Origin of the sequence: Rothia similimucilaginosa, assembly GCF_029850985.2 — a bacterium.
Classification (GTDB): Bacteria; Actinomycetota; Actinomycetes; order Actinomycetales; family Micrococcaceae; genus Rothia.
Window position 1 is genome coordinate 875488 of the sequence record NZ_CM138149.1, and the last position, 25568, is coordinate 901055.

At 57.7% G+C, this 25568-nt stretch carries 18 protein-coding genes and 2 tRNA genes; 15 read left to right on the forward strand and 5 right to left on the reverse strand.

Annotation, left to right across the window (positions count from 1 at the left end):
* Positions 1 to 54: 54 nt before the first annotated feature.
* On the forward strand, positions 55 to 630 hold the full coding sequence (locus tag QFX07_RS03675; protein ID WP_279754146.1) for an HdeD family acid-resistance protein: 576 nt from the start codon (positions 55 to 57) through the stop codon (positions 628 to 630).
* Positions 631 to 780: 150 nt separating this feature from the next.
* On the opposite strand, the gene QFX07_RS03680 is transcribed toward QFX07_RS03675, so the two are convergent.
* Positions 781 to 1689, reverse strand: a complete 909-nt coding sequence (locus tag QFX07_RS03680; protein ID WP_279754145.1) for an acyl-CoA thioesterase — start codon at positions 1687 to 1689, stop codon at positions 781 to 783.
* Positions 1690 to 1895: 206 nt separating this feature from the next.
* Here QFX07_RS03680 and QFX07_RS03685 point away from each other — a divergent pair, with 206 nt between their 5' ends.
* Positions 1896 to 2759 (forward strand): transcriptional regulator, encoded by an 864-nt coding sequence (locus QFX07_RS03685; RefSeq protein WP_279754144.1) that lies wholly within the window; start codon positions 1896 to 1898, stop codon positions 2757 to 2759.
* A 547-nt stretch (positions 2760 to 3306) separates the two neighbouring features.
* On the opposite strand, the gene QFX07_RS03690 is transcribed toward QFX07_RS03685, so the two are convergent.
* Positions 3307 to 4467: an SGNH/GDSL hydrolase family protein gene (locus tag QFX07_RS03690; RefSeq protein ID WP_279740156.1), complete on the reverse strand. Its 1161-nt coding sequence runs from the start codon at positions 4465 to 4467 to the stop codon at positions 3307 to 3309.
* A 203-nt stretch (positions 4468 to 4670) separates the two neighbouring features.
* Complete coding sequence (pepN, locus tag QFX07_RS03695; RefSeq protein ID WP_279740155.1) at positions 4671 to 7220, reverse strand: aminopeptidase N; 2550 nt, start codon at positions 7218 to 7220, stop codon at positions 4671 to 4673.
* Positions 7221 to 7596: 376 nt separating this feature from the next.
* On the opposite strand from pepN, the gene QFX07_RS03700 reads away from it, so the two are divergent.
* The 9 genes from QFX07_RS03700 to QFX07_RS03740 all read left to right on the forward strand — a co-directional run bounded on the left by QFX07_RS03700 (position 7597) and on the right by QFX07_RS03740 (position 15350).
* Positions 7597 to 8088 (forward strand): ribose-5-phosphate isomerase, encoded by a 492-nt coding sequence (locus tag QFX07_RS03700; protein ID WP_070686549.1) that lies wholly within the window; start codon positions 7597 to 7599, stop codon positions 8086 to 8088.
* 103 nt (positions 8089 to 8191) lie between these two features.
* Positions 8192 to 9076, forward strand: a complete 885-nt coding sequence (locus tag QFX07_RS03705; protein WP_279740151.1) for an Fpg/Nei family DNA glycosylase — start codon at positions 8192 to 8194, stop codon at positions 9074 to 9076.
* A gap of 73 nt (positions 9077 to 9149) precedes the next feature.
* A tRNA-Gly gene (locus tag QFX07_RS03710) sits at positions 9150 to 9223 on the forward strand.
* Positions 9224 to 9514: 291 nt separating this feature from the next.
* A tRNA-Pro gene (locus QFX07_RS03715) sits at positions 9515 to 9589 on the forward strand.
* Positions 9590 to 9698: 109 nt separating this feature from the next.
* Entirely contained in the window at positions 9699 to 11000 is a 1302-nt protein-coding gene (gene tig, locus QFX07_RS03720) for a trigger factor (RefSeq protein WP_279740149.1), read from the forward strand.
* A 303-nt stretch (positions 11001 to 11303) separates the two neighbouring features.
* A complete protein-coding gene (locus QFX07_RS03725; RefSeq protein ID WP_005505718.1) occupies positions 11304 to 11957 on the forward strand; it encodes an ATP-dependent Clp protease proteolytic subunit in 654 nt (217 codons plus the stop codon).
* 5 nt (positions 11958 to 11962) lie between these two features.
* Entirely contained in the window at positions 11963 to 12652 is a 690-nt protein-coding gene (locus QFX07_RS03730) for an ATP-dependent Clp protease proteolytic subunit (protein WP_414628308.1), read from the forward strand.
* Between the two features lie 499 nt (positions 12653 to 13151).
* Complete coding sequence (gene clpX, locus QFX07_RS03735) at positions 13152 to 14519, forward strand: ATP-dependent Clp protease ATP-binding subunit ClpX (protein WP_279740143.1); 1368 nt, start codon at positions 13152 to 13154, stop codon at positions 14517 to 14519.
* A gap of 189 nt (positions 14520 to 14708) precedes the next feature.
* Positions 14709 to 15350 carry a DsbA family oxidoreductase gene (locus QFX07_RS03740; RefSeq protein WP_279740141.1) on the forward strand — a complete coding sequence of 214 codons (642 nt, stop codon included), beginning with the start codon at positions 14709 to 14711 and terminating at the stop codon, positions 15348 to 15350.
* A 133-nt stretch (positions 15351 to 15483) separates the two neighbouring features.
* Here QFX07_RS03740 and QFX07_RS03745 read toward each other — a convergent pair whose 3' ends face one another.
* Positions 15484 to 17049: an LssY C-terminal domain-containing protein gene (locus QFX07_RS03745; RefSeq protein WP_279754143.1), complete on the reverse strand. Its 1566-nt coding sequence runs from the start codon at positions 17047 to 17049 to the stop codon at positions 15484 to 15486.
* Positions 17050 to 17659: 610 nt separating this feature from the next.
* Positions 17660 to 20392, reverse strand: coding sequence for a valine--tRNA ligase (gene valS / locus QFX07_RS03750; RefSeq protein WP_279754142.1), 2733 nt, complete (start codon positions 20390 to 20392; stop codon positions 17660 to 17662).
* Between the two features lie 553 nt (positions 20393 to 20945).
* On the opposite strand from valS, the gene QFX07_RS03755 reads away from it, so the two are divergent.
* From QFX07_RS03755 to QFX07_RS03770, 4 genes are all read left to right on the forward strand, one after another.
* Entirely contained in the window at positions 20946 to 21260 is a 315-nt protein-coding gene (locus QFX07_RS03755; protein WP_279740135.1) for a penicillin-binding protein, read from the forward strand.
* Positions 21261 to 21400: 140 nt separating this feature from the next.
* Positions 21401 to 22201: an SDR family oxidoreductase gene (locus QFX07_RS03760; protein WP_279754141.1), complete on the forward strand. Its 801-nt coding sequence runs from the start codon at positions 21401 to 21403 to the stop codon at positions 22199 to 22201.
* A gap of 493 nt (positions 22202 to 22694) precedes the next feature.
* Positions 22695 to 24263, forward strand: coding sequence for an LPXTG cell wall anchor domain-containing protein (locus tag QFX07_RS03765; protein WP_279754140.1), 1569 nt, complete (start codon positions 22695 to 22697; stop codon positions 24261 to 24263).
* Between the two features lie 923 nt (positions 24264 to 25186).
* Positions 25187 to 25447 (forward strand): hypothetical protein, encoded by a 261-nt coding sequence (locus QFX07_RS03770; RefSeq protein ID WP_279754139.1) that lies wholly within the window; start codon positions 25187 to 25189, stop codon positions 25445 to 25447.
* Positions 25448 to 25568 lie beyond the last annotated feature (121 nt).

Consider the following 25568-nt stretch of genomic DNA (forward strand, 5'->3'; position numbering starts at 1 on the left):
CATGGTTTAATGGGTGTGTATAACTAACACATTTGATACGAAGGACTGGAGCTCATGCTTTCAAAATATAACTGGATGTCCCTCATTACCGGTCTGTTGCTGTTTGCAACGGCAATCTACATGTTCGCCAACCCCGCCACCCCGCTGGCTGTTCTGGGTTTTGTGTTCTCCATTGCGGTGCTACTCGGTGGTGTGTTTGAAGTGGTCCGCTACTTCGGTGCGCTGAAGCAGGTACGTACCGGCTGGGACCTAATCAACGGCATCCTGACCATGGTGGTTGGCCTGATTCTGCTGACAGCCTCGGCGGGCGCACAGGCGACCTACATCCCGACCATTGTGGGCGTATGGCTGATTGCGTGGGCGCTGATTCGTCTGATGGCTGCTCAGGGCCTGAAGTACCTGAGCTTCGCCGCCGGACGCCACCTGCAGTTCTCTGCTATCGGTACCCTGATCCTGGGTTTGCTCGTGCTGCTGTTCCCGATGTTCTTCGGCGCGGTGGCAGTGTGGCTGATTGCCCTGGTGCTCCTGCTGGCTGGTCTGGTGTTTGTGGGTGACTTCTTTGTTTCCCGCCGCACCAAGCGCACCGTGCATATTTCTCCGGACGGTGTGATTGACGTCGAAACCAAATAAGAGTTTCCAAACGGCTTCTAGACCGTACACTAGAACATAAGAAAGACCGTGTGAGACAACCACCTCACACGGTCTTTCTGTATGCTCTGACGTTTTACGCTGTTACGGTGCCGAAACTCTAAAGGTATTCGGCTTTAGCGGTGCTCGACTTTAGCGGTATTCGGGCAGGCGGAACATCATTTCCTGCGCCACGGTTGCCACCAGCTCGCCGGAACGATTAAAAATCGACCCCTGCGCGAGCATCCTGCCACCCTGCGCGCTCGGGGAATCCAGCACGTACAGTAGCCACTTATCGGCACGTGCCGAACGGTGGAACCACATTGCGTGATCTAGCGAGGCGCTCTTGAGGCCCGGCTCCAGCCAGAACTTGCCGTGACGGCGCAGAGCCGGCTCCAGCGGCAGATAATCCGAAGCGTAGGCGATAGCGGCGCGGTGCTCCGCCTCCGAGGCCTCAGAACCATCAGCATGCACCAGGCGGTCAAAGGTCTTGAACCACACACAGGCACGCGGCTGTGTCGAGGAAGCATCCGCCTGAGTGTACAGGGGTGCGTCCACGTGTCGCATATCAATGGGGCGTTCCCACGCGACCGCCTGTGCAATGGGGTGGGGGAGCTGGCCCAGGTAGTCGCTGACCATCGGCAGCGATTCGGGGTCCGGAACCTCCGGCATAGTTACCGCGGTGTGCTCCGGGCCGCGGCTATCGGACTGAAAAGACATAATCGCCGAGAACATGGGCACCTCATCCTGGAACACCTGCACACGACGGGTCGAGAAGGAACGGCTATCGTTTAGGCGCTGAGTGGCGAAGAACAGTTCACGCTCAATATCGCCGGGGCGCAGAAAATAAGCGTGAATCGAGTGGATGCCCTTGCCCTCCACCGTGCGGTCGGCGGCAATAATCGACTGGGCAAGAACCTGACCACCGAAAGTACGCGGCTGCTCGCGGGTGAGTGTCACGCCGGTAGACACTTCATCACTACCGAAGGAGGCGGGCGCCACCTCCACGGGGGAGAGGTCCAGCATTCGCATAAGGTTTTGGGTCACAGTGGGCTTGGTCATGATTTTATTCTCGCACGTTTTCAAGGAACCGGTTTCTGGCGTAGAGTGGGAGAGCATACTCTGAGATAACCACGACGGGTTGATTTGGAGTATTGACTGTGAACATTGACCCGGATTGTCGATCCGGAACGCCTACCTAACACACCATCGCACAATATCACCCACCAACTTGCCACCGAGCAGGCCAACGCCGAGAAGGAGCAGAGATGACTACGACGTCTGAAACCACCCCTGACAATACCCCCGTGCAGGAGAACGCTCCCAACCAGAACAGCGTGCCGAACGCTGCAGCACCTATTGAACTCAAATACAACCCCCACGAAGGCGTGGAGGAACCCTACCTGATTCTGCCCGGCGGAGCCCAGGGGGCCGCAGTGGTTAAGGACCTTGCCACCTACATTTCTCGCGCCCTGGCGGTGAACCCGGACGCCGTTATCCGACTGACCGCGCGCGGCCGCGTGGTGGCGGTATTCGCCTGCTCCCTGGAGCCGGAGGACGCATCCTCGGATACCCCGGTCATCATGGGTCTGCGTGCCCTGCATCTGCTGGCTGACTCCACCCTGGACATGACTGTTCAGGCGCAGGCGCTGCTGGACCGTCTGGCACATCTGCAGAAGCAGGCAGAAGAACAGCGCAACGAAGGGAACCCGCAGCTGGTGCTGTTCATGCCGCCGGTGACCGTCAACGCTAGCTGGGCAGGTAAGTCAGCCCCGCTCAGCGGCTGGTACGAGGTCGGCACCGTCCCGGTTGAAGAGTTCCACCGGGCCACCGCAGAAGGCCTGGAGGCGGTAGAACGCGCCCTGCCCGAGAACCCCGGCGCCGCGGTGCTTTCCACGGTGCGCTCTCGTATTTGGTCCTCCGATATGGTGCTGGAGTACCTACCAGAATTTGATATCGTGCTTGTACCGACCGGTGCAGCATTTGCCCTGCGCGTGTTCGGTTTCATCCCGGAAGGCTTCACGGGTGATCTGCCGCTGTTCGCGGCGCATGTAGGTTCGGAAGAGTGGCTACGCATTGTGGCGCCCGCCGGTATGGTGCTGGTGCGCCGCGGTTCCGGTTCGCTGCTCTAAACCGCTCCTTGAGACACTTGTTGACTCTTTACGCTGGTGGCGTGGGATTTTCGCCTGCACCACCAGCGGTTTTTCTAGACGCATTAAAATAAAGATGACGAGCTTAATATGATGCTCGATGAGGCATTACTTTACAAAAATAGGGTTTTCTAGAAAAAACACGCCCTTTCACCGGGGCATCTTTGACACGCCGATTACCAGCTACACCGCACGGGAACTCTTCCGCAGCACCCTAACCAGGCGTATCCTTCCCGTACAGATCGAACGTGAGACCTTTATGGATCTGATGGCAGTCAACATCGACGGTACTCTTGCCAGTAACCGAGATTAGATGGACAAATACCTGACCGGTCTCTTCGCCAGCTACTGCCGATTCTTCAAGGCGATTCGCCACGCAACTGTTAACGTTGAAGTTGCTGACCGTATTCGCGACATGGCGGTATAAACGGGAACAGGTCAAACAAATGAGGCGCCGGAAGGCTTGAATCCTTCCGGCGCCTCATTTTTGATGCTATATGCGTTGATTGAAGCTGATGTACGCAGCTGATTAGGCGGTGCCGAGCAATTCACGCAGGCGAGTTGCAAAGGGTACCGCCAGCTTGTACTGTGCCTCATCCTTCAGGTGCACGCTATCAGCCATGTCACCCTCAGCCAGATAAATGGTCTGCCAGCCCGCGGTGTCCATGAATAGTACACCAGTCTCGCGGGCACCCTGCTGTGCGACCTCGTTCGCCACGTGACGCTTATGGGCCAGCTGCTTATCCGGTGCAGACGCCTCATCCATAGACACCACGCCACCGAGCACAATCTTCGAAGACGGGTACATGCGTCGCAACTGCTCAATGACCTGAGTCTGGTGCGCGTTCACGTGCTCACGAGCCTTCGTCTCATCCTCGTGAATATAAATGTCGTTACCGGAGGCATCCAGATAAATCACGCCGGGGTTACCGCTCGGTAGAGCCCAACGGCCACCCATCACACCCTGATAGTAGGAGGGGCATGCACCGTCGCGGGCGATCACAAAACCCACGCCGCCGCAACGGAACAGATAAGGAATGAAACCTGCCTGCTTCAGACCCAAACCAACCCATGAGGTTGAGGTCACCTGCGAGTCACCAATCACCAGGGCATCCTGAGCGCCCAGGATGTTCGCGTTACGCGGCAGACCATTCGCCTTATCCCAGTAGAGTTCAGCCTTCTCAAACTTGGTGTACAGTACGCCGTTCTCGGATCGCCAGCTCACCGGCAGACCCTCCCAAGCGGCAAAGTCGCTGTACCCGCGCTGCTTCCACCAATGCTCGTAGACACCGGATTCCACCGCAACCGGACCGTACTTGGGGGTGTACATGACCACGCCACCCTTGAACTGCTGAACCAGCATGTCGGCGGTATCAGCGGAGGTAGAGAACGGCACCTGAGCCTCGCTGGTTGCCTGCGCCCCCTCCTTGCCGAAGGCGTTCTGTGCGGTGCGTTCCATCTTCTGCGCCGGGGTGGTCGGTTCCGGAGTCGGCTCGGGGGAGGGGGACTCACTCGGGCTTTCCTGCGCTGACTGGGTAGGATCAGCACTCGCCGCAGCAGTTGCGGCGGTGCTACCAGGTGAGTTGAAGCCTCCTGCGGAGTAGTACACGCCAACAGAACCGGTGGCAACCACAGCAAGGATTGCGCCGGTCAGAGAAACTTTCGCGATAGGAGACTGGATAGAAGGCATGCACAACAGTATACGATAGCCGCAACCCCAAGTAGAGAGCCTTTGAAGGATAATCAAATGAAAATAACAAAAAATATGCACCGCAGTGACAAGATTTTAAACACTTGATGCAAAACGTCCCCTCCCACCCCAGAACGGGGCAGAAGGGGACGAACAAAACCTATGAGAGCAGACGGTCAACCCACCTCAACTCACAAGCATTGTTAGATGTCAGCAGCCTGAACCTTCAAGGCACGAGCCACGCCATCACGTGCCTCCGCAATCTGACGGTACAGAGCCGCAGCATCATCAGGTAAAGAAGCCAAGTACGACTCAGTGCGCTCCAACAGCTCAGCAGTCGGCTCGCTCGGGTACATGCCGCTAATAATCTGCATGGAAATCTCATGCGAACGCGAACGCCAGATACCCTCAATCTGCTCGAAATACGGCTCGTGGTACTGCTTGATCAGCTCGGGCTTGCCGGACTGGAAACCAGAAATAGCGTAACGCTGAATCATGTTCGACAGCTCGCCGGTAACCATAATCTTATTCCAGTACTCTGCCTTTGCCTCAGCAGAGGGCATGGAAGCGTACGCCTGAGCAGCATACTGCTGGCCGTTAGCGGTGTTGTCGTTCTCCAGCTCTTCAGCGACCTGCTCCGCGGTGAAGCGGCCACCGGTTGCCAGACGGCACACCAGGTTCCAACGCAGGTCAGCATCAATGTCCAGGCCCTCAAGGGCCAGCTCGCCCTCGAAGAGGCGCTGCACGTTGTCGTACTGCACCTCGGTGCGGGTCTGGTTGATAAACGCCTGCACCAGCTGCAACTGAGCATCCGAATCGGGCTCTGCGGCGTTAGCCAGCTCCCACAGACGGTCAGCAGCACGGCGGCGAGTCTCCTCACGAGCCTCGGGAGCCACGAAGGAGTGCAGGGTAGCAGACAGGTTGTTAATCTGGGTGCGCAGAGCGGTGGAGTTGGTCTCCTGACCGATGTTGTTCAGCACCAAGTCAACGTACTTGCGTGCTGGCATCTGAGCGTCACGCACGGTATCCCAGAGCGAACCCCAGACTACGCCGCGAGCCACGGAAGAATCAATGTCACCTAGGTGCTTGATCGCGGTCTCGATGGAACGCTCATCCAGGCGAATCTTTGCGTATGCCAGGTCCTCATCGTTGAGCAGTAGCAGGTCAGGACGCTTCTTGCCGAGAGCCTCCTCAACCACGGTCAGCTCGCCGTCAATGTCCAGCTCAATGCGGTCGGTACGGGTCAGCTTGCCGTCTACCAGGTTGTAGAAACCAATGACGGCACGGTGCGGGCGCAGAGTCTCGAAGCCCTCAGCGTAGGACTGGCGAATACCCAGAGACGAGATGTTACCTGCCTCGTCGTTCTCAACCTCAACAGCCAGAGTGTTTACTCCAGCAGTCTCAAGCCACTTAGCGCTCCACGCGCGTACGTCACGGCCGGAGGTGCGCTCCAGCTCAACCAGCAGGTCATCCAGAACGGTGTTACCCCAGCTGTGCTTATCGAAGTACACCTTCAGCGCAGCCATGAAGTTCTCCTGGCCGACCCACGCCACCATCTGACGCAGCACCGAAGCGCCCTTCGCGTACGTAATACCGTCGAAATTCACCTGGACATCGGCAAGGTCACGAATCTCAGCCACAATCGGGTGAGTCGAAGACAGCTGATCCTGACGGTAAGCCCAGGTCTTCTCCGAAGCAGCGAAGGTAGCCCACGCCTCCTTGGCGTAGCGAGTGTTCTCCGCAGCAGCCAGAGTCGACATGAACTCAGCGAAAGACTCGTTCAGCCACAGGTCGTTCCACCACTTCATGGTGACCAGGTCGCCGAACCACATGTGAGCCAGCTCGTGCAGAACGGTGATAGCGCGGCGCTCACGCAGAGCCTCCGCAACCTTGGAGCGGAAGACGTAAGTCTCCAGGTAGGTCACGCAGCCAGCGTTCTCCATTGCACCTGCGTTGAACTCGGGCACGAACAGCTGATCATACTTCTCGAACGGGTACGGGGTCTTGAACTGCTCCTCGTAGAACTCGAAGCCCTGACGGGTCAGCTCAAACATGTCCTCAGCATCCACGAAAGGCATGAGAGACTTACGAGCGTACACGCCCAGCGGAATCACGCGACCCTCAGAGTTAGTCAGTTCGCTGGTGACCTTCTCGTAGGGGCCAGCCACAATCGCGGTAATGTACGAAGACATGCGCGGGGTTGGCTTGAAGAACCAGGTCTTCGCACGGCCGCAACCGCATTCCTTATCCTCAACCTTCACCTCGGGCTGGTTCGACACAACCACCCAGTGCGAAGGAACACGCACAATAAACTCGAACTCAGCCTTCAGGTCGGGCTGCTCGAAGACCGGGAACACTCGGCGGGAATCCGGCACCTCAAACTGGGAGTACAGGTACACTTCGCCGTCGGCGGGATCCACGAAACGGTGCAGGCCCTCACCGGTGTTGGTGTAGAACATCTCTGCATCAATGACCAGGGTGTTCTCAGCAGCCAGGTTCGGCAGCTGGATGCGCTCGCCGTCAGCCAGCTCGGTGCTCAGCTCTTCACCGTTGAGGTTAATGGACTTAACTGAGGAGGTAATCGCGTCAATGAAGGTGGAGGTACCTTCCTGAGCATCGAAACGGATTTCAACCTTCGAGGAGAAGACGTCTTTGTCCTTCGGCAGGTCGAGTTCAATACGGTACGAGTGCACACGCTTAATAATGGATGCGCGTTCGATTGCCTCATTGCGGGTTAGGTTCAGGCCGGGCATACAGCTCCCTCTCCTTAGATGTGAATAGCGTGCCGTGCTGGCACGCTCTGTCATGGTGTCCTGGTTCCCGAGGTGCGGCTCCTGCGACGCTGCATACGTAGTGCTGGAGGTTTTGAAACTCAGGCGCGGTGAATCGGGACACTCAAAGTGCCATATCCCACAGTCTACCGCATAGGCGGGGGTCTAGAAGGCATCCCATTACCCGAACCAACGCGAATTCGATACAGTTAAGACAGAAAAACCTAAACGGGGAAGCGCATCCCACCTGATGGATGCGCGGCGCACTCTAGCAACGGTGCTCAGAACTGAGAACCGGCGTCTCCCACGAACACACATTCGCACGTCACACCAAGACAAAATCACCAGGAGAGTACCCATGCGCGTACACATCGCAACCGACCACGCTGGCCTCGAACTGAGCCACTATCTGATCGAGTCCCTCACCGCTGCGGGCTACGAAATGATTGATCATGGCCCCGCCGACTACGACCCGCTGGATGACTACCCCTCGTTCTGTATTAACGCAGCCCTTGGCGTGAAGCGCGACCGCGAGGGCGGCCTGGACTCCCTGGGTATCGTGCTCGGCGGTAGCGGCAACGGCGAACAGATGGCTGCGAACAAGGTTGAGGGTATCCGTGCGGCTCTGGCATGGAACCATGACACCGCGGCACTGGCTCGCGAGCACAACAACGCACAGGTCGTTGCTGTGGGCGGCCGCCAGCACACCAAGGAAGAAGCACTGGAAATCATCAAGGTCTTCCTGGCTACCCCCTGGACCAACGAAGAGCGTCACGCACGCCGTATCGGTCAGCTGGCTGAGTACGAGCAGACCGGCGACATTGCCGGCAAGCAGATTGACGCTGCCTAAGCTCTAAAATCTGAGGCGTATAGTGCAGGCTATACGCCTCAGTTATTTCTGCACCCCATATAATCCACGCTATTTCTAACCAGCAAGTTTTCGAGGAGAACCCGTGCCCGAAGGCCACTCCATCCACCGTATCGCCCGCCAGATTAGCGACGTCTTCACCGGCGAGCACGTGCAGGTTTCCTCCCCGCAGGGCCGCTACGCTGAGGGTGCCGCCCTGCTGGACGGGCACACCATCACCGGTGCATACGCGCACGGTAAGCACCTGTTCGTGACTTTCGACAACGACCTGACCCTGAATGTGCATCTGGGTATTTACGGTAACTGGAGCTTCGGCGGAGACGAAACGTTCACGGGTGCTTCGAGCATCGGTGCGCCCCGCAAGATTGGCGAAAAAGAATACGCCGCGGGGGAGGGAGAGCCCTACGCCGGTCCTCCCGAGCCGAAGAGCACGGTGCGTTGCCGTATTGTTTCCGAACACGGCTGGGCGGATCTGGTGGGCCCGACTATCTGCCGCACCCTTACGCCGGATGAGGTTCGCACCGTCCGCTCTAAGCTTGGCCCCGACCCGCTCAACCCGGACGCCGACCCCGAACATTTCTACCGCGCCGCACGTAAGAGCTCCCGCCCGATCGGTGTGATTCTGATGGATCAGGCAGCAATCTCCGGCGTGGGCAATATCTTCCGCGCCGAATCGCTCTACCGCCAGGAAATTGACCCGCTACGCCCCGGCAAGAGCCTTAGCGACGAGGAGCTGAAGCGACTCTGGGAAGACAATAAGCATCTGCTGGTCATCGGCGTGCGCGTGGGTCGCATCATCACCACCGAACCCAAAGACCGCCCCGGCATACTCGAAACCGAAGCCTGGCCCGAGCACGCCAACTACGTGTACATGCACCACGGCGAGCCTTGCCGTCGCTGCGGAACCACCATCCGTATGGAAGAAATCGCCGGCCGCAAACTCTACTGGTGCCCCGGCTGCCAGGTCTAAAAACTACTCATACATTTGCTCATATATTTGACAGCCCAGATGGAACCTCGCTACTATAGTCAAGTTCCATTCCGGGGATGTAGCTTAATGGTAAAGCCTCAGTCTTCCAAACTGATTACGCGGGTTCGATTCCCGTCATCCCCTCCACTTCAAAGGCTCCGGCGTAAGCACCGGGGCCTTTTTCGTTGCGGGATGACGGGAATCCCTTCCGCATGCGGATTTGTTTCCTCGCGCGCTCGGAATCCGCATGCTCCAGCTCGTCATCCCCTCACCGCGCATCCACACAAAACACCCTACAAAACCAAGGAAGACAGAAGAGTACGCGCTGAGTGGAAATAATTTGTGCACGAGCCGCTGTGTTGGGCATTTAGCAGGAAAACAGGTAAACTAGAGCACTGATTGTGTTATGCATGTATATGTTTAGCATGGTCAGTTTCACGGGGCGTGGCGTAGCTTGGCTAACGCGCCTGCTTTGGGAGCAGGAGATCGCAGGTTCGAATCCTGTCGCCCCGACGTGAAACGAGCGCCGCGACATCGTATCGTGTCGCGGCGCTCTTTCCAGTAAGCAACCGCGGCACACACGATTCGTGCCGCACCGAAACGATATGAGGAGATCACGGACGTGAAGACCGCCGTCGAGAAGCTCAACCCGACCCTCGCAAAGATTGAGGTCGAGGTTCCCTTCGCAGAATTCAAGCCCTACCTGGACCGCACCTACAAGAACCTCGCAGGCCAGATCAGCGTTCCCGGCTTCCGCAAGGGTAAGCTGCCCAAGCAGCTCATCGAGCAGCGTGCGGGCTTCGACTACATCGTCGAGGCATCCCTGAACGACGCTCTGAACGACTACTACGCACAGGCACTGGGCGAGAACGAACTCTCCCCCCTGGCACAGCCCGAGCTGGACGTTCAGTCCCAGCCCTCCACCGAGAACCGTGAGGCAGACGTCAAGCTGACCATTACCGTCACCGTCCGCCCCGAAATCGAGCTGCCCAACTACGAGGGCCTCGAGATTGAGGTTGACGAGGTAGAGGTCACCGCTGAGGACGAGGTTCAGGCACTGGACGCTCTGCGTGAGCGCTTCGGCACGCTGAAGACCGTTGAGCGCCCCGCAGCTGACAAGGACTTCGTGACCATCGACATCACCGCAGAAATCGACGGCGAGCAGGTAGACGCAGCAAACGACCTGTCCTACCAGATCGGTTCCGGTACCATGCTTGACGGCATCGACGAGGCTCTGACCGGCCTGTCTGCTGGCGAGGACGCAACCTTCGAGACCAAGCTCTCCGGTGGCGAGCACGCAGGCGAGCAGGCAGTCATCAAGGTCAAGCTCTCGGCAGTTAAGGAGCGCGAGCTGCCCGCAGCTGACGACGAGTTCGCACAGCTGGCTTCCGAGTTCGACACCATCGACGAGCTGAAGGAAGACATCAAGAAGCAGGTTGCAGAAGCTAAGGTTGCCGAGCAGGGCACCCAGGCACGCGACAAGGTCCTCGCAAAGCTCGTTGAGCTCGTTGAGATCCCCGTCCCCGAGAAGGTTATCGAAGACCAGCTCGAGCAGCACTTCAACAGCCCCAACGCTGAAGCAGCTCACGATACCGAGGAGCACCGCGCCGAGGTTCGCGAGAACACCGAGACCGCATTCAAGAACGAGATGGTTCTCGACGCTGTTGCGGACAAGGAAGAAGTGACCGTTGACCAGGCTGAGATGATCAACTACATCATCACCATGAGCTCCCAGTACGGCATGGACCCCAACCAGTTCGCACAGATGCTGGATGGCTCCGGCCAGGCTGGCGCACTGGTCGGCGAGGTTCGCCGCTCCAAGGCTCTGGCAACTGTGCTGAAGACCGCAGTGGTCAAGGACACCAAGGGCAACGTTGTTGACCTGTCCAAGTACCTGGGTGAGGGCGAAGAGGCAGCTGCCTAAATCCCGCCATGGTCTGCAAGAAGCCACCCCGCTAGAGGGCGTGAGCTGATTGGTTGAAACGTGTAGCCTCAGCGGGCATCCACCGAGTTATCGGTTGGGTGCCCGCTGAGGCTCTTTTCACCCCCCAATCTATTCCACCCCAAGTTTTTGCCTATGCTTCACCCCCTGGCGAACGAACAACGTGCAGAGAAGCGGGGGAGAGCAACTATCGGTAAGGTAGTAGCAACGAAACTTTTCGCGTGCGCTCCGGCGCGTAAATCGCGCAAAGACGCAGCGAAGACCCATTAGAGAAGAAGAGGAAGAATGTCCAGCTACATGCCTCTGCCCATCGGCGCCTCCCAGGCAGCCGGCGTGGCGCCCGCGCCGTCTATGGCAACCCCCATCGTTGGTGCCCAGGAAGATTACGTCTACAACAGCCTCCTGAAGGAGCGTATTATCTGGCTCGGCTCCGAGGTGCGCGACTCCAACGCTAACCTCATCTGCTCCCAGATGCTGCTGCTCTCGGCTGAAGACCCCGAGGCAGACATCTACCTGTACATCAACTCTCCCGGCGGTTCTGTAACCGCCGGCATGGCTATCTACGACACCATGCAGCTCATCCCGAACGACGTGGTGACCGTGGTGACCGGTATGGCAGCATCCATGGGTCAGTTCCTGCTCACTGCAGGCACCATCGGCAAGCGCTACGCAACCCCGAACGCCCGCATCCTCATGCACCAGCCCCTCGGTGGCATTGGCGGTACCGCATCGGATATCCGCACCCAGGCTGAGCTGATTCTGGACATGAAGAAGCGCCTGGCAGAGATCACCGCTGAGCGCACCGGCAAGAGCCTGGAAACCATCCTGAAGGATAACGACCGCGACAACTGGTTCAACGCGGAAGAAGGCCTGGAATACGGCTTCTTCGACCACATTGCCACCACCGCCGGTAAGCTGCCCGAATCGAAGAACGCATAAGGGAGATGCACATGAACTACCTGCCGAACGATATCACCACCTCGGCGCCGGCTATGCCGAGCAACCGCTATGTGCTCCCCAGCTTCGAGGAGCGCACCCCCTACGGTTACAAGCGTCAGGACCCGTACGCAAAGCTGTTCGAGGACCGCATCATCTTCCTGGGCACCCAGGTGGATGACGCATCCGCTGACGACATCATGGCTCAGCTGCTGGTGCTGGAGGCACAGGACCCCGAGCGTGACATCACCCTGTACATCAACTCGCCCGGCGGCTCCTTCACCGCAATGACCGCCATCTACGACACCATGCAGTTCATCCGCCCCGAAATCCAGACCGTGTGCCTGGGCCAGGCGGCATCCGCTGCGGCGGTTCTGCTGGCTGCCGGTACCCCCGGCAAGCGTCTGGCACTGCCGAACGCTCGCGTGCTGATTCACCAGCCCGCGCTGAGCGGCCAGCAGGGCGGTCAGGCATCTGACATTGAGATTCACGCAAACGAGGTTATGCGTATGCGTGAGTGGACTGCACAGACCCTGGCACTGCACTCGGGCAAGACCTACGAGGAAGTTGACCTATCCATTGAGCGTGACAACATTCTGACTGCGGCTGCTGCCCTGGAGTACGGCCTGGTCGATAAGGTGCTGGAGTCTCGTAAGCTACGTAAGCCTGCGACCAACACCGCTATTTCCCACACCTAAACTTTAGTTTTGAGGAATATCCCCGAGCATTTTTTAGGGGAGGGGCGGCATCGTGCCGTGTGCGAGCCTTCGGGCTGGTGCGCGGTGTGGTGCCGCCCTTTTTGTGTCCGCTGATTTGTGCCCGCCGGGTGGGGTGCGGCGAGATCAGCTGATAGGTGGCGTTGGCCTGCGCTTTCTTGTAAGGTTTTGCGATCTGCCAGGCTTTAGCCTCTGCCGGGTTGTCGCGTCACATGCCGGAGTATCAGCCCCCGGCGCCGTCATAAAAGACGCGCTTTGTCATATGCCCGGTAAGTCCGTGCATTTGCGGTGCGTAATTCTTGGTTCCGGGGTGAACTCCGGTAGCCTTAGAGAAGGAGAAAATTCGAGTATTTCATACCGTTTTCTCACTCAAACTAAGGCACCCACTACCCGCCGGTGCACCTCCTGAGAAATCACCGCAGATATCAGGTCACCGACCCTTCTGTACCGATTTCACCACGCCGATTGAAAGGGAATTTTCGTGGCCACAGACATCATTGTGCCTCCCGAACAGCCCAACGCCAGCATGCGATGCTCATTCTGCAAGAAGACTCGCGCGCAGGTTTTCAAGATTGTGCTCGGCCCGAACGTTTCCATCTGCGACGAATGCGTGGAGCTGTGCGAAGAGATTCTCGCGGAAGAGCGTCTGAAAGTCAAAGCCCCCGCAGCTGCCCCCGCGGCTCAGCTGGCTACTCCGCGCGAAATTTACAGCTACCTCAACGACTACGTCATCGGTCAGGACGCGGCGAAACGCACCCTGGCGGTGGCGGTGTACAACCACTACAAGCGCATCCACGATATTGATAACCCAGTACTGACTTCCCGCATTCTTTCGGCGACCGCGGGGGAGCAGGTGGAGCTGGGCAAGTCGAATATTCTGATGCTCGGCCCGACCGGTTGCGGTAAAACCTACCTGGCGGCAACCCTGGCGAAGAAGCTGGATGTGCCCTTCGCCCTGGTCGACGCAACCACCCTCACCGAGGCGGGCTACGTGGGTGACGACGTGGAGAACATTCTGCTGCGCCTCATTAACGCTGCTGACGGTGATATTGCCAAGGCTCAGCGCGGCATTATTTATATTGACGAGATCGACAAGATTGCCCGTAAGGGTGGCGAGAACCTCTCCATCACCCGTGACGTGTCCGGTGAAGGCGTGCAGCAGGCGCTGCTGAAGATTATTGAGGGCACCGTGGCGACCGTACCGCCGGAGGGCGGACGCAAGCACCCCGCGCACGCAAACATTGAGATTGATACCTCAAACATTCTCTTCATCGTGGCTGGTGCCTTCGACAATATTGATGACCGCATCGCAGCCCGCGTGGGTGCCGGCGGTATCGGTTTCGGTGCTGAACTGGGCGGTTCCGTGAAGAACCCGCTGGACCAGATCATGCCCGAGGACCTGGCGCACTACGGCATCATCCCCGAGCTGATTGGCCGTCTGCCGGTTATCTCAACCTTGAGCGAGCTCAACGAAGAAGAGCTGGCTCGCGTGCTGACCGAACCGAAGAACGCGCTGCTCAAGCAGTACCGTCACCTCTTCGCCCTGGACGGAGTAGAACTCATCATCGATGACGCAGCAGTCGAGGCTATTGCGCGCCTCGCTGCCGAGCGCGGTACTGGTGCCCGCGGCCTGCGTTCCATGATGGAGCAGATTCTGCAGCCGATTATGTTTGACATCCCGGACCGTACCGATGTGGTATCTATCGTCATTGGTGAGGACACCGTGCTCAACGGCACGGAACCCCGCTACGTGCTACAGGCGCCCGACCCTGAAGCCGAGGCCACCCGCACCGTGAAGGGGGGAGCGAAGACCGCCTCCCTGAAAGATGCGGACCGTCAGGCAGCATAACCGAATACTTCCAGCCGATAAGGCTAGGGAATAAAGAAGCCGTCGCCCTGGTTGTATGGGGTGACGGCTCACTAGCAGGTACCGCTCTCATTGACATGTCCTGAAGAGCATATGTTGAAGAGCATGTACCCAAGAATAAGCGCCGGCTCATAGAAGCGGCTGGCGTAATCATATGAGAGAGGAACACTCATGGCTGAGAACGCACCCGCACAGGTTGATTTTTGGTTTGACCCGATTTGCCCCTGGTGCTGGATTACCTCCCGTTGGATTGGTGAGGTGCAGAAGGTCCGCAACGTTGAGGTGACCTGGCGCCCCTTCTCCCTGTCCATGCACAACCAGGGTCGCGAGCTGCCCGCTGACTACCAGACAATGATGGACCAGTCCTGGGCGCCGACCCGCCTTATCACCGCTGTGCGGGAGCTGCACGGCAACAAGGTCATCAAGCCCCTCTACGACGCTCTGGGTGAGCAGATTCACCACAATAGCAACAAGGCTGATTCCTACCGCGACGCAATCGTCAAGGCACTGGAGGAGGTCAACCTGCCCGTAGAGCTGGCAGATGTCGCCTTCACCGATCAGTACGATGAGCAGATGCGCGCTTCCTTGAACCTGGCGCTGGAGACCGTGGGCGGCACCGATGTTGGTGTTCCGCTGATCTCTATCAACGGCACCGCTTTCTTCGGCCCGGTCATCTCCCCGAGCCCTGCCGGTGAAGAGGCAGGTAAGCTCTTCGACGGCGCCCTGGCGCTGGCTTCCTACCCCGGCTTCTTTGAGCTCAAGCGCCCCCGTAACGTGGGCCCGATTTTCCACGGCGAAATCGGCGAAGCCTAAGAATCCTGCACTGCGCTGAGGCTCGTTAGAGTCTGCGGCTGCAGAGCATAAAAGTACCGCCCGGTTACTGACCGGGCGGTACTTTTCTATTCACTATGTTGCCCTGAAGCGTACAATCCCTGAAGCGTGCACTCTACGCGCGGTGAGTGCGGCTTGCAGAGGTACCCCTGCGAGCCTTCTGCGCCTTCTGCGTTTTCTGTGCCTTGTGCTGAGCCCTGTGCTCGAGCACCTTCGGGTGCGTTGCGCGCTGCACGATCTTCGTATCACGCATATGGAAGGTGCGGGTTGCCGTGTACTGGACTGCCGCGTCCGAGGTGAAAGCTAGCATCGCGAACACGGCAACGCCCAACTGGAAGAAAATCGTGGACAGCATTAGGGACTGGCGCCCCAACAGCACGCCGCCGGTAATCGCCGTGAAGTTCAGAGCCGTTAATAGTAGAGCCAGTCGGCGAGCCTTCGACGAGCCTCGCAAGGTGCTCCACAGCAGGAACAGGTGCACCGCCGAATAAATCGCTACGAAACCAACCAGCACCGTACTGGTAATGGTCAGCAGTACGTCGCTATCCATCTGATCGAAAAGGCTTAACAACTCAACATCGTTGCCGGAGCCTTCCTCCAGCAACTTGGCGCGCATTGCCGGGCGGCTGAGCGCCAGAATGATGCTATTGATAATGTCTGCGAGCGTCACGGCGATGAGCATACCCGAGCCGACCAGCAGACTCAGCGGCATGCGGTACGCCAGGTCGTGCGCGCTGGAGAGGTGAATTTCTTCCTGCTCCTGCGGCTCCAGGCCCTCGTTGTTCAGCACGATGACCGGGAGCGCGCCGTCCGTGCGGATTGCGTCACCGCCACCGTTACGGGCGTGGTACCCGGAGGAAAAATCGTGCAGAATCTCAACGTGAGTTTCCGGGTGAGCGTACTGAATGGACTCCACAATGTAGTCACGTTCAAAGTCGGTTTCAGCGTCAATGCGGTGCGTGACCTGCAGGGTGAAGAAGCTGAAACCCACGCCGGAGTCGTACGTGCCCGCTGCCAACCAATCCACCTGGTGACCGCCCGGCAGCAACCAGCCGTCCGGGGTTTTCCAGAAGCGCACATGGTGGCGTTTCTCGGGGTTGCCGTCCACTTCCTTCTGATAGGCGAAAGCCTGTGTCTTGCCAAAAATTTTCAGCGGGGAGACGGGTGCCTCCGCGTAGGAGCGGCGGGTGATGGTGGAAAGAATAATCTTCCAGGAAGAGACGAGGGTAACGTCGTCAGCGCGAGTCCAGCCGGCGTCCTGCATGACCTGGTGAATCTGCTCCTCGGTACCAATCAGACCGATATTGACCGGGTCACCGAGCAGGCCGTCCGGGGTGCGGGTACGGCCAATAAAGTAGTCGGGTACGTAGATGCGGGTCATGATGGCGTGAAAACGCGGTAGCGTCAGGTATGCGGTGACCGCCCAGAAAATGAAGGCGATGGGGAAACCCCAAAAAGAGTGGCCGACAGTATTCGCCAGAATCATGAAGGTCAGTACGAGAGCCGCGATGCCTGCGAAGATGAAGAACAGAATATCCCAGAAATTGACCCACAAGCTGCGCGGGACGAGGTCTTGAGCTGAGCCGCGTGTGTCAATATCGCCACGGTAGACCGGTGGAGAGGTAACTGGGGGAGCAACGTCACTACGTATAGGCCGCAGGACGCGTTTTTGGTGGGGCATTCCCGCCCTTTCTGCAAAACATAGTTAGGGTCTTTGAATACCCATAACTATAGCAAGGGACGGGTTGTGTGAAGTATGCATTCCGGGCAGGGCTTAATTGCTTGGCTCGATTGCCCCGCCCCAGAAAAACGCGGTACCAACGCGAAAGTGCTAGTGTTGCCGCACGAAAGAGAATATGGGGTGGCCCTACTTGGGGGGGGCTTAGTCTCAACCGCGGCACGTGCGGCGGTGATGGAGCTTTCGTGGTGCAGCATATCGCAGTTTTCGCGCATGAAGCGCACCCACTTGCGGGTCAGGCCTCAAGCTGCTGAGCGCTCAAAGAACCGGAGGCGATGCTCGCCTCATCGGTGGCGGCGCTGGTGGAGATGTGTTGATGCCAGAGCTCATACACTTCGTTGGTGTAGCTGGCGTGTAGAGCCTGGGCAGACTTATGCGTCTGCCGAAGTTGAATATTCCATGGTCTAACGGACCTAAACCCAACCCCAGAAAATAGAAAACTAACATACAGAGGCACAGAAGACGGGGCAGTACCGTCAATCGGTACCGCCCCGTCTTCAACGCTCAAACAGCGTCATAAATTTAAACGAAGAACGCTTAAAATTTGGCGAAATTACTCAGCTGCTTCTTCCACAACGAGCATAACATCGCGAACCTCCAGCTCACCCTCAGCCGCCACCAGAGACAGCTCACGAGCGTTACCGGCAGCCTTCAAGTCAGCCATGCCAGCGGCAATGCGATTCAGCTGAGCCTGCGGAGCCGCAATAGTTGCGGACTCAACCTCGGTGCGCTGCTTAACCTTCGCGTCGCTCTTAGCCTTGCGCAGGCCACCCAGAGCCTCAGCAACATCCGGCAGAATCTGCTTCAGCGACTCAATCTGAGCCGGGTCAGCATCCGCCAGGACCCACTGGGCAGAAATGCCGGCAGTCGGGTTCTGTGCAGAGTACTCAGCCAGCAGGGTACCTTCCAGAATGGGCAGTGCCTGCGGCCACTCGGCGCGGTGCACGCTACCTGCACGCCACCAGGACCAAATCTCTTCGGTCACGAACGGCAGGAAGGGCGCGAACAAGCGCAGCAGAGCATCCAGGGTGGTTGCCAGCGCAGCTAGAACAGAAGCCTGCTCCTCCTCGCCGCGAGCACCGTACGCACGGTCCTTAATCAGCTCAACGAAGTCGTCGGTGAAGGACCAGAAGAAGCTCTCGCAAATCTGCAGGGCACGAGCGTACTCGTACTTCTCGAATGCGGCGGTTGCTTCCTCAATCAGGTACGCCAAGCGAGCCAGCAGGGAACGGTCCAGAGCGTTGATCAGCACACGACCCTGAGCCTGAGAAGTAATCACGGACTTCTCGGTAGCGCCCAGGTTCAGCACGAACTTGGATGCGTTCAGCAGCTTGATAGCAAGACGGCGGCCAATCTTCATCTGGCCTTCGTCGTAGGCGGTGTCAGCACCCAGGCGAGCGGAAGCAGCCCAGTAGCGTACAGCGTCCGAACCGTACTTCTCCAGAACCTCGTTCGGGACCACAACGTTGCCCTTAGACTTGGACATCTTCTTGCGGTCCGGGTCAAGGATCCATCCGGAAAGCGCGGTGTTGTACCAGGGCACGGAGGAAGCCAGGGTCTCCGCGCGAACAGCGGTGGAGAACAGCCAGGTACGGATAATGTCGTGACCCTGCGGGCGCAGATCCATGGGGAAGGTCTTCGCATGCAGGTCCGGGTTCACGCCCCAGCCGGTCGCAATCTGCGGGGTCAGGGAGGAAGTAGCCCAGGTGTCCAGAACGTCCGGGTCAGCGATGAAGCCACCCGCTACGCCGCGCTGGTCCTCGGTGTAACCGGGAGCAGCCTGAGATGCGGGGTCAACCGGCAGCATCTCTTCGGTCGGCAGAATCGGGTTCTCGTAGTCCGGCTCGCCCTCAGCGTCCAGCGGGTACCAGACGGGGAAGGGAACGCCGAAGAAACGCTGGCGAGAAATCAGCCAGTCGCCGTTCAGACCCTCAACCCAGTTCTCGTAGCGGCTACGCATGAAGGAGGGGAACCAGTTCATCTCACGGCCGCGCTCGATGAGATTCTCGCGGCGTGCCGCGTCACGGCCACCGTTGCGGATGTACCACTGACGGGAAGCAACGATTTCGAGGGGCTTGTCACCCTTCTCGTAGAACTTCACGGGGTGGGTAATCGGCTTGGGGTCGCCGTCCATTTCGCCAGCCTCAGCCAGCATCTCCACGACGGTCTTCTGCGCGGTGAAGACAGTGGTGCCTGCCATGCGTTCGTAGCGCTCGCGACCCTCGGCGGAGGTAATCCACTCGGGGGTTTCACGGGAGAAACGGCCATCGCGACCGATGAGGGCGCGGGTGTCCAGCTGCAGTTCACGCCACCAGGTGACGTCGGTGGTGTCACCGAAGGTACAGATCATGGCGATACCGGCACCCTTATCCGGCTGTGCCAGCGGGTGCGCCTTAATCTCGACCTCAACGCCAAACAGCGGGGAGGTGACGGTGGTGCCGAACAGCGGCTTGTAACGCTCATCGTCCGGGTGTGCCACGAGAGCCACACAGGAGGGCAGCAGCTCGGGGCGGGTGGTCTCAATCCAGACCTTCTCACCGTTGGGGCGGTGGAAGCTGATGCGATGGTACGCGCCGGGGCGTTCCTTGTCTTCCAGCTCAGCCTGTGCCACTGCGGTGCGGAAGGTGACGTCCCACATGGTCGGTGCTTCTGCCATGTAGGCGTTGCCTGCTTCCAGATCCTTCAGGAAGGCGAGCTGGGAGACCTTGCGGGAGTGCGCGTCGATGGTGCGGTAGGTGCGCGACCAGTCAACGGACAGACCCAGGGTGGTGAAGAGGTTTTCGAAGACCTTCTCGTCTTCAACCGCGAGCTCTTCACAGAGTTCAATGAAGTTGTTGCGGGAGATACGCGGCCACTTTGCCTGGCTGCGGTCAGGCTTGGGGGTACCGTCTGCCTTCCAAGTGATCAGGTCACGGAAGGAGTCGTTGTCTGCCACCGAGGGGTCGCAGAGAACGCCGTAGTAGTTCTGAACACGGCGTTCGGTGGGCAGGCCGTTGTCATCCCAGCCGAGCGGGTAGAACACGTTCTTGCCGGTCATGCGCTGGTATCGTGCAATGACGTCGGTCTGGGTGTAGGAGAACATGTGACCCACGTGCAGGGAGCCAGATGCGGTCGGCGGCGGGGTGTCAATGGAGTAGACCTGTTCGCGAGTGGTGTTCTCGTCGAATGCGTAGGTTTTCTCGTCGGTCCAGCGCTGCGAGAGCTTCTCTTCGAGGCCTTCCAGGGCGGGGCGGTCGGGAACGTTAATCTGTACGGGCGAGTCTGAGCCCAAAATGTTTTCAGCCATAACGGCTATTTTCTCATATTCACGGCATTCTCTCAGCTCCAGGGGAATTCCGCGCTGCGCTGTGCTGTTCGTACCGCTCGATGGCGGCTTCTAGACGCGCCAGGAGGTGCCGGTACCGGCGCGCAAATTGTGCCCTGCGTGCTGCGGCACGTATCCCGCTGGAGGCGGTGAGTTCTTGCCAACTGGCGGGGTCGAGGTAGCTCTGCCCGAGTAGCAGGTGAACCTCAGAACTGTAGGGGGTTCCGGTGGCGGCACGGATGCTGTGTGCTCTCTGCTGTAGGGTGCGGCGTTGCTCGTGTAGCGCGGTGATGCGCTCGTGCGGTATTGCTGTCATGGAAGTTCCCTACATGAGGAGTATGCGGTATGAGGAGTAACCGGGGATTCAACGGTAAACTCAGCGGAAAATGGCGAGGGGGAGAGAACCCCCCTATTATCTACCCTCGATTACCAGCAGTGTAGGCGCGAAAATCTTGAGTATCAACAGCTGGTGAATCCTTCTCAGTAGCGCGGAGGCGGCGTAGACTGAAAGTACATGACCTTCGAGGAGTTGCCAATGAGTTCTCTGAGTATTTTTGGTTTGGGTACGCCTGAAACTGTTTTGCTGATACTGCACCTGGTGCTGGTTGCGTTGTGCGTCTGGCATTTGACTGTGTGTAGCGGTTACGGTGAGGCGCGTATGCGTTTCGTACTGCCTCTGATTGTGTTTATGCCCGGTGCCGCGATTCTTTATCTGATGTCGGCGCGTGAAGGTACAGTCCCTCCGGACACCATCAGGACCGGTAGTAGCTCGCCCGTCTATTTTGAGCACCGCCTTGGGTTCCGTGACGGCGGCAGGAGCCGTTGGGGGTTGCCTCGCCGCCGCAAGTAGTAGGTGTGACAGTGCCTGTACCGTTCGTCCTGAATAGTGGCATTGTCGGCATCTATCTCGCTATCGAACATTTCAAAATATATGCCCGCGGGTCTGCTCGAACAGAGCACCCGCGGGCATCGCTCTACTAGGATTAAAGTATGACTGAGAACACCCACATTCCTGTATCTCCTTTCCTGCCCAATACCGGTGTTGGCAAAGTTGCCGTGGTGACCGGCGCCTCCAGTGGTATTGGGCGAGCTACGGTGCATCAGCTGGTGGCTAGCGGATGGACTGTTTATGCAGTGGCGCGGTGTACTGACCGCCTCTACACGCTTTACACCGAGACTGGTGCACATCCGGTTACGTGTGATGTGACCGACGAGCATTCCGTACGCTTCGTTGCCGAGCAGATTTTGGAAGAGCAGGGCACTATTGATGACCTGGTCAATATTGCTGGTGGTGCTATTGGTGTGGACAAGGTCGCAGAGGGTAAGCCTGATGATTATCTGAAGATGTACCAGATGAATGTGCTCGGTATTCTGCATATGGTGCGTGCTTTCGCGGAGGCACTGCGGCAGAATGGCCACGGCACGATTCTGAATCTGACCTCCACCGCTGCTGAGCACGGCTACGAGGGTGGCGCCGGATATAACGCGGCGAAGTTCGGCGCTCGCGGCCTGACGGAGGCGCTGCGCTTGGAAGAGGCAGAGCATAATGTGCGCGTGATTGAGATCTGCCCGGGCATGGTGCATACCGAGGAATTCTCCCTGAATCGTCTGGGTTCTAAGGAGGCGGCTGAGCGTGTTTATGCCGGAGTCGAGAAACCTTTGACTGCCGAGGATGTGGCGCAGACTGTGACCTTTGCGTTAAACGTTCCGCACCACGTGAACCTCGACCGTATTACTATTCGCCCGGTGGCGCAGCCCAGCCAGTTCAAGGTGATTCGCAAAGAGAGCTAAGTTTTGTGATCTTGCGTCCGCTGATGCGAGGCTTTTTGTTCGTGTGCGCGGGAGGTCTGCGGCTTGTATGGAGCTTTGGTTGGGGTGCTACGCGGGGTGGGAAAGAGTGGGGGAGAGATGTCCAAGAGTACTTAATAGAACCATAAAGTGGTACATGAGACTTATGGTTCACTATGGTGAAATAGTTGGGATGAAATTATTCATGGAAAGTATCCTAATTTCCTAAAATGCAATCAAAGTGTAAGGTCGTCGGCGCTCATATGTCAGTATATGACTGGAAAACACCACAATTGGTCTGCAATAACCCTCAACTTAAGAGATGGTTTTATAACGATTTCATTACAGTTACTTAAAGTGGATATTAAAAGAGTAGAAGACTCAGAGTCGGGTGTTAGCCTTTTAGCAATCACACCCATATGTGAATCTGTGCGTCCCTCAATGACGGAGGCGCGCCGCTTAGGTTCACCATCGATAATTCAGAGATCGAGGAAAAATGTCGAAGACTACCCGTCGCGTTTACAAGATTGCAGCTGCGGCAGCTTTTACCGCTGGATCTGTAGCAGCAATCCCGGCAACCTTTGCGGCAGAAGCACCCGCCGATCAGCAGCAGGTTGTTGATCAGAAGGCATCTTCTCAGACTTCTTCCCTGCCCGGCGGCAACGCAACCGAGACTCCCAAGGCTGAAGCCCTTAAGGCTGAGGCAACCGAAGCACCTAAGACCGAAACCCCCAAGGCAGACGCAACTGAGGCTCCCAAGGCTGAGACTCATGCCCCCACCACTCCGGCAACCCCCGAGCCGACCAGTCCCGACACCCCGGCTCCCGAGGTGAAGCAGGCTGACCCCTCCATCGTTATTGAGGATGCTCGCTTCCCCGCTGATGCACAGCTGAACACTGTGAACATTGTTGGCGCAGGCTTCTACGGCGAGAAGGTTGGCCCCGGTGTGCAGGTCAGCATCTACGCACTGGATGCAGACAACCAGATCACCGGCGAGGCTCTTGCTACCGTTGTGGTACCCGCAGACCAGATTCAGGATGGCACCTTCAAAGGTTCCATCACCGTTGAAACAAGCAAGCTGCCCGCCGGCGCATCCTACGCACTGTCTGCTGTAAGCAACCCGCAGAGTCAGCCCGATCAGAGGCTCGTAGCTATCTCCTCCTTCAAGGTTACTGAGAGCGTTACCCACGCACCGGAGACCCCCAAGGAAGAAACTCCTGCACCCGTGACCCCGGCACCCGAGGCGCCCAAGGATGAGACTCCCGCACCGGAAGCTCCCAAGGAAGAGCCCCCCGCACCGGAAGCTCCCAAGGAAGAGCCCCCCGCGCCCGAGGCTCCCGCGGTACCTGAGAACGCAACCCTCACCACCGAGGATGCTTCCCTAGATCCGAACGACCAGTACAACGTTCTGACCTTCAACGGCTCCGGCTTCACCCACGAGTCCGTCGCTAACGGTGTCCAGATCGCGATCTTCCGCTTGGATGCAAGCGGCAACATCACCGGTGAGGCTCTGGCAACCCACGATGTGCCTGCTTCTGAAATCGTGAACGGCACCTTCCGTGTCAAGGTTGGCGTTCTTGCTGAACTGCTGCAGCCCGGTTACGCATACGCAATGGTGGCAACCAGCGACCCCAATGGTCTGGTTCACCAGGTTGCAGTCACCACCGCTACTGTGAGCGATGCGAACAACCCAGCACCGACCCTGCCGGCAGCAACCGAGGATGACAATACCACTGTTCGTGATAACGGCGACGGTACCACCAGCGTCTTCACCGCTGAAATGCGCGAAGACGGTTCGGTTGTCGTAACCGAGACCCGCATGCCCACTTCTCAGGCACCCAAGGCTAAGGTTGGCAACGCTTCTGCTGCTACCTCCTCTAGCTCCAAGGGTCACACCGTAGGCTTCTCCGGCACTAAGGGTTCGACTTCGACCTCTTCTTCGGCTTCCTCGAAGCCGCAGCTGGCTAACACCGGTGCTGAAGGTGTTGCAGGTATCGCAGGCGTTGGCGCTGCAACTCTGATTGCTGGTGCCGCACTGATGCTCCTGCGCCGCCGCAGCCTCTAATAGCTTAGGCTTTAATAGCCCAGGCTCTAAACATCTGATGCTCACCGCGAGGTGTGTGAAGTAAGTGCCGCTAATACTTTAGACAGAGTGTTAGTGGCACTTTTGCGTATCTGTGTTTTTTCTTTCCCTTGCTTTCTGTGCCTGGATGCTTGGGGGAGGGGGCGTGTCGGTTGAGGGGTTGGCTTGTTGCGCTCAATGGTGAGGGGGGTTCTATCAGGAGTATCGGTCTGTACTCTTTGTGAAACAATGTAGGAAAAGTGGCATGACCTGCTATTTTTTGACTTAAAATAAATAAATTAAATGCATTAAAGCACAGAATATTTTTATTGCAAATCCATTAATCTACATATATATGCAATAAAACTTTGACTCTCAAGGTGGAGTTGAAAAGTTTTATCTAGTCTATGTATTTTGAGTGCTCTTGATGGAGTTCTGAAAGATAAAAAATATGCTATGTGGGTTATTGCACAGTAAAATACTTGGGAGGTAAAGCATATTTACCACAATAAATAAAAAAGTATTGTTAGTGTGGAATTACCGATAAATAGAGCAATTCCCTTCATGATCGTGCCCGCAGCTCATCTGATTGTCTCAAAAGAATGATGAAGGCAACTTGGAGCTGAGCATACACCAGTGCCTCAATGTTGAGCAGCCGTACATGGCGGAAATTGAGAATCTGAGCAACAGTGAGACTGTCTCGATTGAGTTTACGCCCAAGCCTGGTGTAACAGTCGACGAGATTATGGCTAGCTGCCAGAACATTTTTCCCGGACACCACCGGAGTTCCCCGCGCCGTAAAGGTGGAGGCGCGGCTTGAGGCTCAGCGTTCTGCTCGTGCGGATTACTGCGCAGTCTCGAAGCTCTGTGGCGGATACTTCTGTGCAGGCTCCTGAGACGATGATTATGTCTGGTCATGCACGCTATTGCGCGGCTGTACTGTGGTGAACCTGCTGGGTTATCAGTCTTCGGAGTCTGAAACGGTGAATGTTGCTTCTCCTCAGGAGAGTGTGGGTGCTGTTGATCTGGGTAGTTTCTATGCTCGTAGTTCGAAGTTGCGTGGTGATTCTTCCGGTTCGAAGCTGAAGGCGAGCGCTCATGATAACGGCACGCTGCTGGAGAGTACGTTGCTGTTGAATATTGCCCTGCTGGGTTGGTGGCTTTTGTGGGTAGTGCTGTGGCGGTGAATGTGCATCGTCGTCGACTTGAAGGTGCTGAAGGGTTAGGTGCGGAGTAGTTTAGCGTATCTGTTTCTTGGTGCTGTGAGGCGTGGCTCTCTGTAGGGGAGTTGTTGAGGGGGAGAGGCTC